Annotated in this window: 13 protein-coding genes, 1 other RNA gene and 1 pseudogene; 6 read left to right on the top strand and 9 right to left on the bottom strand. The window is 53.6% G+C overall.

Annotated elements, in window-relative coordinates; translation table 11 throughout:
• Positions 1-110 precede the first annotated feature (110 nt).
• The 3 genes from BN1125_RS15230 (at position 111) to rffA (ending at position 2,916) form a co-directional block, all read left to right on the top strand.
• A complete protein-coding gene (locus BN1125_RS15230) occupies positions 111-899 on the top strand; it encodes a TylF/MycF/NovP-related O-methyltransferase (protein ID WP_052446183.1) in 789 nt (262 codons plus the stop codon).
• Positions 889-1,689, top strand: a complete 801-nt coding sequence (locus tag BN1125_RS15225) for a hypothetical protein (RefSeq protein WP_042013270.1) — start codon at positions 889-891, stop codon at positions 1,687-1,689. Before BN1125_RS15230 ends, BN1125_RS15225 begins: the two co-directional genes overlap by 11 nt.
• A 96-nt stretch (positions 1,690-1,785) precedes the next feature.
• Complete coding sequence (gene rffA / locus BN1125_RS15220) at positions 1,786-2,916, top strand: dTDP-4-amino-4,6-dideoxygalactose transaminase (protein WP_042013268.1); 1,131 nt, start codon at positions 1,786-1,788, stop codon at positions 2,914-2,916.
• A gap of 98 nt (positions 2,917-3,014) precedes the next feature.
• Here the strand turns inward: rffA and BN1125_RS19400 are convergent, their stop codons facing one another.
• From BN1125_RS19400 to suhB, 7 genes are all read right to left on the bottom strand, one after another.
• Positions 3,015-3,935, bottom strand: a complete 921-nt coding sequence (locus tag BN1125_RS19400; RefSeq protein WP_208854246.1) for a class I SAM-dependent methyltransferase — start codon at positions 3,933-3,935, stop codon at positions 3,015-3,017.
• 18 nt (positions 3,936-3,953) lie between these two features.
• Complete coding sequence (pseC, locus tag BN1125_RS15210) at positions 3,954-5,087, bottom strand: UDP-4-amino-4,6-dideoxy-N-acetyl-beta-L-altrosamine transaminase (protein WP_042013267.1); 1,134 nt, start codon at positions 5,085-5,087, stop codon at positions 3,954-3,956.
• Positions 5,084-6,088, bottom strand: a complete 1,005-nt coding sequence (gene pseB / locus BN1125_RS15205; RefSeq protein WP_042013266.1) for a UDP-N-acetylglucosamine 4,6-dehydratase (inverting) — start codon at positions 6,086-6,088, stop codon at positions 5,084-5,086. Before pseB ends, pseC begins: the two co-directional genes overlap by 4 nt.
• A gap of 155 nt (positions 6,089-6,243) precedes the next feature.
• The gene (locus BN1125_RS15200; RefSeq protein WP_042013264.1) at positions 6,244-7,077 is read right to left on the bottom strand and encodes a cobalamin-binding protein; all 834 of its coding nucleotides are present in this window, start codon (positions 7,075-7,077) and stop codon (positions 6,244-6,246) included.
• Positions 7,070-8,032, bottom strand: a complete 963-nt coding sequence (locus BN1125_RS15195) for a cobalamin biosynthesis protein CobD/CbiB (protein ID WP_042013263.1) — start codon at positions 8,030-8,032, stop codon at positions 7,070-7,072. Before BN1125_RS15195 ends, BN1125_RS15200 begins: the two co-directional genes overlap by 8 nt.
• Entirely contained in the window at positions 8,029-8,721 is a 693-nt protein-coding gene (gene mtnN, locus BN1125_RS15190; RefSeq protein ID WP_042013261.1) for a 5'-methylthioadenosine/S-adenosylhomocysteine nucleosidase, read from the bottom strand. The genes BN1125_RS15195 and mtnN overlap by 4 nt, the downstream gene beginning before the upstream one ends.
• Positions 8,722-9,253: 532 nt before the next feature.
• Positions 9,254-10,057 carry an inositol-1-monophosphatase gene (suhB, locus tag BN1125_RS15185; protein ID WP_033137241.1) on the bottom strand — a complete coding sequence of 268 codons (804 nt, stop codon included), beginning with the start codon at positions 10,055-10,057 and terminating at the stop codon, positions 9,254-9,256.
• A gap of 199 nt (positions 10,058-10,256) precedes the next feature.
• Here suhB and BN1125_RS15180 point away from each other — a divergent pair.
• From BN1125_RS15180 to emrD, 3 genes and pseudogenes are all read left to right on the top strand, one after another.
• Positions 10,257-10,712, top strand: a pseudogene (locus BN1125_RS15180) (hypothetical protein).
• A 168-nt stretch (positions 10,713-10,880) separates the two neighbouring features.
• Positions 10,881-11,543, top strand: coding sequence for a glutathione S-transferase family protein (locus BN1125_RS15175; RefSeq protein WP_042013260.1), 663 nt, complete (start codon positions 10,881-10,883; stop codon positions 11,541-11,543).
• 263 nt (positions 11,544-11,806) lie between these two features.
• Positions 11,807-13,003, top strand: a complete 1,197-nt coding sequence (gene emrD / locus BN1125_RS15165; protein WP_042013257.1) for a multidrug efflux MFS transporter EmrD — start codon at positions 11,807-11,809, stop codon at positions 13,001-13,003.
• A gap of 172 nt (positions 13,004-13,175) precedes the next feature.
• Here emrD and ssrS read toward each other — a convergent pair.
• A non-coding RNA gene (gene ssrS / locus BN1125_RS18700) (6S RNA) lies at positions 13,176-13,357 on the bottom strand.
• Positions 13,358-13,373: 16 nt separating this feature from the next.
• Entirely contained in the window at positions 13,374-13,706 is a 333-nt protein-coding gene (zapA, locus tag BN1125_RS15160; RefSeq protein ID WP_042013256.1) for a cell division protein ZapA, read from the bottom strand.
• Positions 13,707-13,710: the final 4 nt, after the last annotated feature.

The following is a 13,710-nucleotide window of genomic DNA, read 5'->3' as shown; positions in this document are numbered from 1 at the left end:
GGTCATGGGTAATCAGGATAAACAATGACTCGATATCAACCTAAATCTCATTAAGAGTGGATTATATTGTGATTAACGTATTTTCATTAAACTGACGAGGGTGAATGAATATGGCTAATAATGAAATGAATGATAAATTGTCCCTTCAGTCCCGAGGTGGTGAACTGGTTTATACCTCCAGTGATAAGTCTATAAATACGGCCGAGTTGAGAGGTATTGCTTCCGAAATCATAAATTGTTCTGGTGAGGCATGGAATAGGCATAGTCTTGCTTCATTACAAGTAGGCTCTGTCGCCCGCGTTTTGTACTATGCGGATTTATATAAAAAGATTATCGATGTTCCCGGTGTGATTTGTGAGTTTGGGGTGCATTGGGGGGCGGGCATGTCTCTGCTTGTGAATTTGCGCAGTATTTTTGAGCCGTTCAATCAGAGTCGTGTCATCCATGGCTTTGATACATTTACAGGCTTCCCATCTGTTGATGACAATGATGGTGCATTAGCTAATACAGGGGATTACGCGTCGATTGATAATTATGAAGAGATATTGGCCAAAATACTACATATACATGAAAGTTTTGCTCCTATGCGTGATTTGAAAAAACATAGACTTATCAAGGGTGATGTATCGAAGACCATAGACACTTGGCTTGCAGATAACAGTCATGCCGTTATATCAATGGCAATCTTTGACATGGATTTATATAAGCCGACAAAAGATGTTTTACAAAAAATAGTACCTCGTTTAACTCGCGGCTCCTTGTTGGTGTTTGATGAACTGAACTGTGAGTTTTTCCCAGGCGAAACCAAAGCTCTTGATGAGGTATTGGGTCTGAATAATTTGCGGCTTTATAGAACGCCGCTACAACCTCATTGCGCATGGGCTGTATATGGCGAATGATATAGACGTAATCCACTCAAAGATAATATGTGCGGCTGATGAGCCTGCTCAATATATTGAAGTCAGACACACGCCATGGAACGATGCTGTATTAGGCTGGCGTAGTTGTGAAATAATTGATTATTGCCCTAAAGAGTCTATTTTTGAATCTGTTTTACAGCGAGCAATAGAATTTATTCACTCAGCTGGCTATACTTATGTTCAGGGCCGAATTGAACATAATAGAGTAAAGCGGCAGGCTATTGAAAGGGCTGGATTCTATTTTGCGGAGTTGAGTTATCAACTGTCATTTCATAATCCTTGTCAATATAAGTACAGCGATAAGTTGCGTCGGCAAATTTTGTTAATGCCAGTTGAAAGACAAGAGGATATCGATTTTATTAAAAAGACTGCTCATGATGGGTTTCATTATGGTCGGTTACTTGAAGATATTAATATTAATATCGAGTTCGCCAGAATGCGCACTGCGAATTGGATTGACGCCCTGTTGCAGTCACCCAATGAACTGCTTTTGGCTAAGCATGGCAGTAAACCCATAGGCTTCCATGCTCAGCGCGTATCATCTGATCTTAATGACATCGATTGGCTATTAACTGGAACCTCTGCTGATTGCTCCATGCTATCTGTGCCACTGTGGCATGCTGCATTCATTGCGGCTCAGGAGAGACATTTCAAATGTATAAAAACAGTGGTATCAGCGGCTAATGTTGGGGTGCTCAATCTGTATAACACTTTCCCATTTCGAGTGAATAAATCATTGTGCGGCTATCATCTCTTGCTCAACAAATAATGGTGCTGATTTAATTGTGATGGCGTTGAATTCGCTCTAAGTTAGCCGCGTAGATTATACTGATGTATATAATCATGTGATAAAGGGGTACAGAGTATGATTCCTTTTAATAAGCCTTATCTACATGGTCGAGAGCTGGTCTATATTGCCGAGTCAGTGGCCAGTGGTAAAATTTCTGGCGATGGTGTGTTCACGCAAAAATGTCACCATTATCTGGAATCCCGCTATCACCTTGACAAGGTGTTGCTGACGACATCCTGTACCGATGCCCTGGAAATGGCAGCCATTTTGCTCAATATTCAACCTGGTGATGAGGTGATTGCGCCAAGCTATACCTTTGTTTCTACAGTGAATGCATTTGTCCTGCGCGGCGCCAATATTGTCTTTGCTGATTCTTATGCCGATCATCCAAATATTGATCCAGCGCAAATTGAAGCCCTGATTACTCCGCGCACACGAGCCATCATAGTCGTGCATTATGCGGGGGTGGCATGTGATATGGATGCCATCATGCGGATCGCCGAAAATTATAATATTCCCGTAGTTGAGGATGCGGCACAAGCCATCAATTCATTTTATAAATCTAGGCCGTTAGGCAGTATCGGCTGTTTATCAACATTCTCATTCCACGAGACCAAGAATATTATTTCCGGGGAAGGTGGTCTGTTGGTTATAAACGATAAACAATATACGCATCGTGCTGAAATAATTCGCGAGAAAGGAACAAATCGAAGTTCATTCTTTCGAGGCGAAGTTGATAAGTATGGCTGGGTTGATATTGGCTCTTCGTTCCTGCCATCCGATATCATTGCGGCTTATTTGTATGCACAATTAGAGCAGTTGGATGCGATTCAAAAACGCCGGTTGGAAATATGGCATCGTTATTTACAGGCACTGGCACCCGTGGTCTGTGCATATGGGATCAAATTGCCATTGATTCCTGATTATGCCACCAACAATGCGCATATGTTTTACCTGGACTGTGCCAGCCTTCAGCAGCGGAGTCAGTTGATTCAACATCTCGATTTAGCCGGAATCAAAGCCGTTTTTCATTATCAATCTTTGCATCGCAGTCCCTATTTTCAGGGACTACATGATGGGCGCTCGCTGCCCAATGCGGATCATTTCACTGATTCTATCGTCCGTTTGCCGATGTATTTTGATTTGTCGAATGATGAGGTTGATACTGTTTGTGAACAACTGATTGGTTTTCTATTGAGTCATTGATCTCGTGTAAATAAAAAATCATAGGTTGCTTTGTTTGTCGGCATAAAAGTAAGTTCTATGCCGTGATCTGGCAGAATTGGATATGCATCATCTTTTTATTATGGAAAAACGCCATCACTATTTTTAATTAACGCAAAGCTCTGGCATTCAGAGATATCCATCGTCAGATATAAAATGCGGTAGTTGTATTCCACACAAAATTCATGCACCGCTTCGATGACGCCATAGCGATATTGGGAGCGCCAGTTGCCCTGAACATAATCGTGTCCCGCTATGATACCGCTTGATTTCACTTTTTTAGCACAAGCCCTGAGCTCTTCGCGGGTCAACTCATAACTGTGTGTCGTATCAATATATACCCAATCGAAGGTCTGATCCGGGAAACTCTCCAGTGCCTCCAGCGAAGGTTTGCGGTGAATGGTCACCTCTCCGCGCTGTTGTTGCTGCTGAAAATGGTTGTTCACACTCAGGTACAACTCTTCGCCGTAGCGATCCGAACCCCATATATCCACCAGATGTAGCTGCGCCGGAGCACAGATATCCATGATCTGGCGACTAAAATCACCCGCCGCCACGCCCAGTTCGGCCACGACGCCCTGGGTGGGTAACTTCTCGAGCAGTGCCAATCGATCGGTCAACAAGGTTGTGCCCTCGATATGCTGCTGCAGCAGAGGGATCTTCGGCAGCATATCCTCACGTTTGGAATGCACTGCTTGCAGGGCATTCTCATATTCGCGACTGGTCTGCAGTATCTCGTCACACTCTACGACGGGGATGCCCGGCTCGATTCCATAACTGGCCAGCGTCTGGTTGATCTCGCTGACAAAAGAGCTGGCGATCAAGATTTTGTCGAATTGGACGCCTGAAAGCTGACTGGGGTGATAGACCGGCTTGTTCATCCAGCGTGTGCCTTGTTTGGCCGGGTCACTGTCAACAAATCCCAGTAGTGTAAAGTTCAGCGCCAGAGCAGGCAGGAAGTGCAGGGCTTGGGTAGAGGTTCCATAGATTAGGATGTGCATAGAGGCTCCGCGGCGGAATCAGAGTGTTGGCGACAAAACGTCGTAGATCTGGGCTTGCTGCTCAGGCGTTAAGCCTGGGAACAGCGGCAGCGTGATGGCGCCGGCATAGAACTGTTCGGCTTGCGGCAAGGGAGCTGGGGCCCAGCGTTGATACCAGGGCTGATGGTAGATTGGCATGTAGTGCACGTTAGCACCGATGCCTTGGGCCCGCAGTTGCTCAAAGATACGGAGGCGCTGCTCGGGGGCTACGCGGTGTACATAAAGATGGAAGGCACTGCGCCTTTCTTCACTGAAGTAGCGAGGGAGTAGCTCCGGCGCCAATGCTTCGAAGTAGCGGCGGGCCAGCTTGCCGCGCTTTTGAATCCAATTCTCCAGATTCTGCATCTGGCTCAACCCCAATGCGGCCTGGATATCAGTCATGCGGTAGTTGAAGCCGAGCATCTGTTGCTCGTAGTACCAGGGGCCGTCCGGTTCGTTGATAAAGTCTTCCGGTTCGCGGGTGATGCCGTGGCTGCGCAGTAGACGCATGGTCTTGGCAAGCTGCGGGTCATTAGTCATCGCCATGCCGCCTTCGCCCGTGGTGATGATTTTCACCGGGTGGAAGCTGAAGACGGTGATATCGCTGTAGCGACCGCTGCCGGTTGGTTCGTCATGATAGCGAGCACCGAGGGCGTGACAGGCATCTTCGATGATGCGAAAGCCATATTGCTGACTCAGGGCATGGATCGCCTGCATGTCACAGGGCAGACCGGCAAAGTGCACCGGGATCACCACCTTCGGCAGTTTTCCTTCCTTCTTCGCCAGCGCCAGTTTCTTTTCCAATTCCACTGCGCAAAGGTTGCCGGTGTCCGGCTCCACATCGACAAAATCGACCTGGGCCCCGCAATAGAGGGCGCAATTGGCGGAGGCGACAAAGCTGATAGGGCTGGTCCACACCCAATCCCCGAGGCCGACGCCCAGTGCCAGACAGGCGATATGCAGTGCTGCTGTACCTGAATTGACCGCCACTCCAAATCGAGCATCACAATAATCAGCAACCGCTTGTTCAAAACGAGGGACGACCGGTCCCTGCGTCAGAAAGTCAGATTTGAGAACTCCCACAACAGCATCGATATCTGCCTGGCTGATAGATTGGCGGCTATAAGGGATCATTCTGCTACCTTGCTCTGGTTCATCTTCTGCAGCTGTTCAATGGAGAAAAAGTCAGGGTTGCTGCGAGAGTTGTATTCAAATCCCTGCTCGACCATCTTTCCTTTTTCGCCCGCAGCAGTCTTGGAGAAGTCGTTGTTGCGGTTGTTGAAGTTGATAGTCGGCCCGATGATGAAGAAGTCGTTGAACTCAAAGGTGTGGTAAGAGTCATCGGCAGGGCACATCACTTCATGGAGCTTCTCTCCAGGGCGGATACCGATGATCTTGTGTGGCAGGTTTGGCGCCATAGCACTGGCGAGATCTGTAATTCGGACGGATGGCAATTTGGGAACGAATATCTCCCCCCCTTTCATGCGGCCGAAATTGTCCAGCACGAAATCCACCCCTTGCTGCAAGGTGATCCAGAAACGCGTCATCTCCTCATGGGTGATGGGCAACGCATCTGCGCCTTGGTCAATCAGCTTTTGGAAGAAGGGGACGACAGAGCCGCGAGAACCGACCACATTGCCATAACGGACCACGGCAAAACGGGTGGGATCTTGCCCTGCAATGTTGTTTGCTGCCACGAAGAGCTTGTCTGATGCCAGTTTGGTGGCACCGTAGAGATTGATTGGGTTGGCGGCTTTGTCGGTGGAGAGGGCGATGACTTTTTTGACTTGATTGAGCAAGGCGGCCTGGATGACGTTTTCAGCACCATGGATATTGGTTTTGATACACTCCATGGGGTTGTATTCAGCAGCTGGAACCTGTTTCAGTGCTGCTGCATGGACCACGTAATCGACGCCACGCATTGCCATGGTGAGCCGGTTGGCGTCTCGTACATCACCGATAAAATAGCGCATGCAGGGGTCGTTAAACTCCTGCTGCATCTCGAACTGTTTCAGCTCGTCACGGGAATAGATGATGAGGCGTTTGGGTTTGTAACGCTCCAGTACTGTCTTGACCAATCGTTGGCCAAACGAGCCAGTGCCACCTGTGATCAGTAGCGTTTTATCGTTGAACATTGTGGGCATCTCGTCATAAAAACAGTAGATGAATCATATGCTAGCAAATAAAGTACCAGCTTTTTTGGCAAAGAGTGTGATCCATTCACAAAAACAGTTTTAAAGATGTGGTTGCTAGCCTGTACGTCGCAGGTTGACCCTGTCGGTAGCAGCGCTTATGTCTGCGAGGTGAGTTGGATCGCTTGGCAAATTTGCTCCACCGCATTGAGGGCCCTCGGGGTGAAGCGGTGCAGCTCATCCGAGTTGATCAAATCGAGTCGCTGATGCTGTACGGCGCCCAGATTGGGCCACTTCTGCCAGTGACGCAGGGCGTCAGAATCTTGACTCCCGGCCAGGATCAGCGCGGGGTTGGCCCTGATGACCTGTTCAATATTCGCCTGAGGATAGGGTGTTCTGGCATTGCTCATGACGTTGATTCCGCCGCAGAGCTCGATGGCCTGAGCAGGCCAGGCGTTGCCGCTCACGCTGGTGAGTGGCGGGTACCAGAGTTGGTAGAACACCTTGACGCCGGTTGGCTGGCCATAACGCTGTTGCAGCTCATGCAGGCGCGCCATATAGCGTTCGGCGGCTTCGTTGGCACTTTTCTCAACACCCAGCAATTTGCCCAGCGCCCGCATCTCGTTAGCTAGCGAGGCAAACTCGGTGGGCTCCGAGTAGAAAACCGGGATACCCAGCTGCTCCAGCGGAGCCAGCATTCGTGACTGGGCCGAGCGCCAGCCCAGGATCAGGTCCGGTTTTTGTGCCAGCAGCGCTTCGATATTAATGCTGCGATAATTGGCTACCTTGTGCTTGGTTTTGACCTCGGGGGGATAGTCTGAGGCATCGTCAATGGCCACCAGTTTGTGGCCGGCGCCAATCTCGTAGAGCAATTCGGTCAGGTGAGGAACAACGCTCACCACCCTGCTCGGGGTCGCTGCCAACAGCGCACCGGGCAACCAGGCCAGCAGTACGCAGGGCAGCCAGATAAGCAATCGCAACCATCTAGCCATGAACTAACCCTGCCACAGTGACAAGCAGCGCCAGCATCAACCAGCCCCAGCCCATTCCTTGCAGAATATTGAGCACCTTGCGCGGTGTCTCGCTATCTGGTTCAGCACCCGTGCCGATGACTGGCCAGCGCTGGAGAGTCCCCTGATAGTAGCGAGGGCCACCAAGGCGGATCCGGCACTTGTCAGCAAGTAGCGTGAGCAGCATCCCGATAGCAGGGTAGGGCCAGATCGCACCATTGCGCAGCAGTTGGGTTGCCTGCTTGAGCCGTGTCAGCAGGAGCGGCAGCCCTAGCAGCAGGATAGTGGGGGCATTGAGTCCCTGATAGAGGGCGCTGGCGGCACGGCCAAAATAGCCAAACGCGGGATCCTTCATGCTCCAGCCTTGGCTCATCAGCTGAGTCAGCCGCCAGAGCAGGGCGCCTTGTACCCCCATGAGAGCGTACCCCAGCAGCGGGCCAGCCCATTGGCCCACCAGGCGCAGGGCGCAGCTTTCGCTTACCGCTTTGGCAATCCCCAGGGCCGAGAGCTTGCCAGTCTCCCGCTTGAGCCAGGGAGTCGCCTGCAATCTCGCCAGCGGCAGGGTCTCTTGCGTCGCGAGCGAGCGGGTGGCATGGGCGAGTTCGCGCAGCGGGCGGGATTCGAGCATCAGCAGCAGGAACAGCATGTCGAAGATCGGCTCGCTCAAGGCCAGATTGCGCAGTGACCAGAGCCCGGCGGCGCAGGGGAGCCAGACTACCAGCATTGCCAGCAGGCCGGCCTGCATTTGCTGGCGGGGTGTACCATCTGGTCTGTGTACCTTGTGCCCCAGCTGGGTCAGCAGGGGCGTAATGGCCGAGAGCCGCAGATGGGATGGCCACGGGATCACCGCCTCCAGCAGGGCCGCCCCCACCAGAATGGCCGCCGTCGTCGAGAAGAGGGCGTCGGCCATCAAATCAAGCGAGCCGGTCTCGATCACAGCTTGCCGAGCATCTTGATGATCACTTCGGCGGAGTGCTTGCCGGCCACTTCGATGAAGGCATCGAAGGATTCAACCTGTTCCTTGCCAGCGACGTCGGACATGGCGCGCACCACCAGATAGGGCACCTTGAACATGTGGCACACCTGACCGATGGCGGCCCCTTCCATCTCGACCGCCAGCATCTGCGGGAAGTCAGCGCGGGCCTTGGCGATGGCGTCCGGCTTGCACATGAACTGATCGCCGGTGCAGATAAGGCCAACCTTGGTCTGGTGCTTGCCCTGCTCGGCGATGCAATCCTGAGCGACCGCGATGAGTTTCTCGTCGCAGGGGAAGGCGGCGGGTTGCTGCGCCATCTGGCCCATCTCGTAACCAAAGGCGGTCACGTCCACATCGTGGAAACGCATCTCGCTGGCGATCACCACATCACCGATGTGCAGATCCTGGGCAAAGCCGCCCGCAGAGCCGGTATTGATGACGCAGTCGGGGGCGAATTTTTCCAGCAGCAGGCTGGTGGCCACGCTGGCGGCGACCTTACCGATACCGGAGCGGGTCAGGATCACCTCTTTGCCTGCCAGCATCCCTTGATAGAACTCGCAGCCGCCCAGTTGCAGGGTGGTGGGGTTGCTCATCTGGCTGCGCAGCAGGGCTACTTCTTGCTCCATGGCGCCGATAATTCCTACTTTCATTGCTGACCTCGTCTTGCTAGCCGTGTGGCTGAATTTAAGTTGCTGTAGATCATAACAAAAGATGGCGTCGGCGCCGAGAGGCACAACAAAAGGAGGGATTGATGACAATGCTTCATACAGGTATGAAGGCGACGGTAAAGGCAACATCAATGCTGGTAATAATAGAGGAAAGGTGTGCTTGGCAGAGGGGGGTATCCAGCAAATTGAAGGGGCGGTAGTGCCGATAGCCGATATGGCGACCCAGATTGCCAGTGCTTGTAGCGAGCAGGATGCGGTTTCTGATGAGTAGGGCCGTCATGTCGAGCGGACCAACGGATCTGCTAATGAGGCAGCGCAGGGGGAGAGGAATGCTTGCCATCAGGGTGTCGAAATGAAAGAGGCCAGTCAGTCAGAACGCGAGTTTGCGAGAGGCAATGATGGCAAGGGAAGAGGGCATGCAGCGCCCACCTTGCAACTAACCATTGCCAATGAGCAGAGACAAAAAAACCGGCTTGCGCCGGTTTTTTTGTCTTGGTGAATGCTGGCAGCTGGCTTATTTGGCCAGAGACTCCGGCAGCTCTTCACGGATCTTGCCCAGCATCTCTTTCAGGACGCGCGGGTTGGCAACCACGATGTTGCCGGAGTTTTCGTAGTTGTGACCGCCTACGAAGTCGGTGACGATGGCGCCGGCTTCTTTGGCCAGCAGTTCACCGGCAGCGGTGTCCCAGGGTTTCAGGCCGATCTCCCAGAAACCGTCGACGCGACCGGCAGCCACATAGGCCAGATCAAGCGCGGCAGAGCCTGAGCGACGGATGTCGGCACACTCGATGAACATGCTCTGGAACATCTTCAGGTACGGCTCGATGTGGTGCTTTTGCTTGTAGGGGAAACCGGTGGCCAGTACGGTGCCAGCCAGCTCTTTGGCTTTGCCGACACGGATACGGTAGCCGTTCAGCTGGGCGCCGCTACCACGGGTAGCAGTAAACAGTTCGTCACGGATGGGATCGTAAACAACGGCTTGTTCGGTTTTGCCTTTCACGCGCAGGGCGATGGAAACGGCAAAGTGCGGAATGCCTTTGACAAGGTTGGTCGTGCCATCCAGTGGGTCAATGATCCATTGGTAGTCCGGATTGGTACCGGCAATCTCACCAGACTCTTCAGCAACAATGCTGTGCTCCGGGTAAGATTTTTTGATGGTGTGAATGATGGCCGCTTCGGCTTCACGGTCAACGTTGGTCACGAAGTCATTGCTGCCTTTTTGGATAGCCTCAATGTTCTCGGGCTGGGAGAAGGCTTTTACTACAACTTGACCGGCGTTGCGCGCAGCGCGCACGGCGATATTCAGCATCGGATGCATAGGTTCACCACTGGATGTTAAAGAACGGGGGATAAAAGGACGCGGTATAATACCAGTATTTTGTGCGATGGCAACTGTTATCCCCCTACGACCAATTGATGACCACTGCCAGATTTGACGGCTCCAATATAGACCAGAACTGCGCTAGTCTTATCCCAGCCGCCGGATACTGGCTGTCATGAGCATAGGGATGTGAACCATGAATTTGTCATTAGTGAGTCAAAATGTGTCCACTGCCAGCGAGGGATTGCTGGCCATTTTACGATCGTCACCCGAGTATGGTGATCACTTTGCCCACATCAGCGTGACCCCCCTTGCCCAATGGCAACCCGCCAAGACTGAAGCCGCAATCCTGTTGCTGGACGGAGACGCTCCCTAGCAGGATGCCGGATTTGCCCGGGGAGAGGATGAGACGATTGGTTTGCCGGTCTTGCCGCTGCTGATCCGCAAGGGAGACAAGGAGCTGACGGTCTGCGGGCCGGATGTGCGTGACCCCCGTTTCTATTTTGTCTCAAACGGCATCGTGCTGGATGAGGCTGAGCTGGCCGAGCCTGCCTGCAGCCGGGTGCTGCTGCGCAAGCTGGAGTCCTACTTCCCGCTGCTTTCCCGGCTTATCATGCTGCGCCAGCGCCAGCCGGTCGCCATGTTCAACTAGCATTTACCATTGCCAGAGCGCACCAGCGGCGCACCGTGGCCTTGTTTGGCCAGCGGTGCGCCGCTTTTTAATGGTCTGGAGCCGGTCACTTGTTGCAAGATGAGGCGGCTATGGTGTTGCACCCTGTTCAAACCGTGCAATCTGGCTATGACCAACAAGGAGTGAATCATGATCGACTTTTACACCGCCGCGACCCCCAATGGTTTCAAAGTGGCAATAGCCCTCGAAGAGCTGGGGTTGCCCTATCGGGTGATCCCGCTCGATTTGTCGGCGCTGGATCAGAAGCAGCCTGAGTTTCTGGCCATCAATCCCAATGGCCGTATTCCGGCCATTGTCGATCGGGATAACAACGATTTTGCCGTGTTCGAATCGGGGGCCATCCTCATCTATCTGGCGGAGAAAGCAGGCAAGTTGCTGCCGGCCGATCCCAAACGCCGCTCTCAGGCCATCCAGTGGCTGATGTTCCAGATGGGCGGGGTAGGACCCATGATGGGGCAGGCCAACGTCTTTTACCGCTACTTCCCCGAGAAGATCCCCGCCGCCATCGAACGTTACCAGAAGGAGGGGCGCCGCCTGTTCGAGGTGCTCGACAGCCATCTGGCCCACCACGAATATCTGGCGGACGAGTACAGCATCGCCGATATCGCCACCTGGCCCTGGGTGCGGATTTATGACTGGAGCGGCATCTCCATCGAGGGATTGCCCCATCTGCAAGCCTGGATGGATCGCATGGCACAGAAGCCTGCCTGCCAGAAGGGGATCACCATACCGCCGCGCAAGGAGCAGCCCGATGAGCTGATCAAGCAGGCGCAACAGATGGTAACACGTTGATTTTTCACTGCTGACGGGGCGAAACGCCCCGTAATATTAGAAAAACTAAGGCAAGCCGATTATAAAGATTCGTTCGTTTTCTGTGAGCTGAGTCACTATGATGCCCGCCATACCACCAAGCGTCCTGTGTGGTGGTATGGCGGGCTCCCCGCCTACTGTTTCCAACACTATTTTTGATTGCATCACAGCCTCTGTGATCAGATTCCTCTGGGCCATTTTATGCCGGAGGCGCGGCAGCATTTTTTCGATTTTTTGGGACTGATATGGATCGGCACAGTTTTTATCCGTTGTTTTTATTGACCATTCTGATGGTCGCTGTGGGCCAGATGACCCAGACCCTTTATGTTCCCTCCATTCCCATGATGGCGGGGGACTTCAATGTGGCCTCGGGTCAGCTGCAGGCGGTGATGGCCTGTTACCTGATCCCCTATGGCCTCTCCCAGTTTGTCTACGGGCCGCTGTCGGATCGTATCGGCCGTCGCCCGGTGCTGATCGTCGGCATGATGGTGTTTCTGGCGGGCACTCTAACCATCCAGCTCATCCCGCACTTCAGCGCCTTGCTGGTGGGCAGCTTTATTCAAGGGCTGGGGACCGGTGCGGGTGGTGCCATGAGCCGTACCGTGATGCGCGATCGCTACAACGGCGCCGAGCTCAATCGTGCCAACAGTCTGGTGAGCATGGGGGTGATCTTCTCCCCGCTGCTGGCTCCTGTGCTGGGTGGCTGGCTGACCGAGCTGTTCAACTGGCGCGCCGGTTACTGGTTCCTGTTCGGTTTTGGTGCCGTAGCCACTCTGGCTATCATGGCTTGGTTTGGTGAGACGCTGCCTGCCGCAGCCCGTCAGCCGCTGCGCGTCGGTGCTGCCTATCGCCACGTGCTGGGCAACCCCAAGTTTCAGGGCAACCTGCTCTGCCTGATGGCGACCTTTGCCGGACTTGCGGTATTTGAAGCAGCTGCCGGGGTGCTGCTGGGCGATGTGCTCAAGCTGAGCGCCCGTACCGTGAGCGTGCTGTTCGTGTTGCCGCTGCCTGGCTATCTGTTCGGTGCCTGGCTCTCTGCCAAGCTGAGCTTTCGCTTGAGCCAGGGCAAGCTGATGCGTCTGGGGATCGCCTTTCTGGCGCTGGGGTCGCTGATCATTCTGGTACCGGGGCTGTTCGGGATCGTCAGTGCCGCCTCGTTAATCGGTGGTGCGGCTGTCTACTTCATCGGTAGCGGCATCCTCTATCCGACCGCGACCTCTTGCGCCATCGAGCCCTTCCCGGGTCAGGCGGGGACGGCCGGTGCCATTCTCGGCGGGATGCAGAATCTGGGGGCGGGCGTGGTGACCCTGCTGGCCGCCGGTTTCCCGATGACCGGTCAGGTGACTCTGGGGGCCATCATGACCCTGATGGTGCTGTTCGTGGCCCTGAGCTTTGTCTGGTTGCGCCACCACGGCTCCCCCCACGAGCAGATGGCCATCTGATCAACCCGGTTTCTTGCCGACCAAGCCCATCCTCGCCGGTGGGCTTTGTTTTATCAGAGGAACAGGTTGATAACTCTCCTCCGCTTGAGCAGGTCAACAATGCGCACTCAAGGCTGGGTGTTGAGTGCGCAGAAAGAAAAAGCCCGTCACGTAAGTGACGGGCTTTTGCTGTTGGTACCCCGAGATGCCGTTGCCGGTTTGGGCCCTTGAACCGTCGGTTCAAGGCGGGAATCGGATCTGACCGCAGGCTTCTCGGTCGTGCCGAGCATGCGCAATAGCCAGAAGGCCGATCCCCTGTTGGGTATGATTATCGGCTCGGGGACTTGAACCGGCTGACAAACATCCCAGGGGATTTTAAAACGGGTTGCGATTAGGGCTGTTGCCCCTCTTCGCTGGAATCACCATATTGTCCGTGCTCGATCAAGGCCGCTTCGATGGTACGTTGCAGCATCTTGATCCGTTTGTCCATGGTCTCAGAGTATTGGTGGTTCTTCTCTTTTTCAAGGCAGAGCTCATGACAAAAATTGAGCGCCGCCATGATCGCCAATTGCTCATTGCTGGAGACTTTGGAACGTTGACGCAGGTCGATCAACTTGTCGGTCAGCTGCTCGGCGGCCTGGCGCAGGGCATCCTGCTGTCCTACAGGACAGGATACCTTGTAGGGACGTCCCAAAATGACGATTTCTACGGCCTCTGTGCTCATGCCT

Origin of the sequence: Aeromonas fluvialis (genome assembly GCF_000819885.1) — a bacterium.
Lineage (GTDB): Bacteria > Pseudomonadota > Gammaproteobacteria > Enterobacterales > Aeromonadaceae > Aeromonas > Aeromonas fluvialis.
Note: the sequence above shows the minus strand (reverse complement) of the source record. Positions and strands in the feature narration are given on the sequence as shown.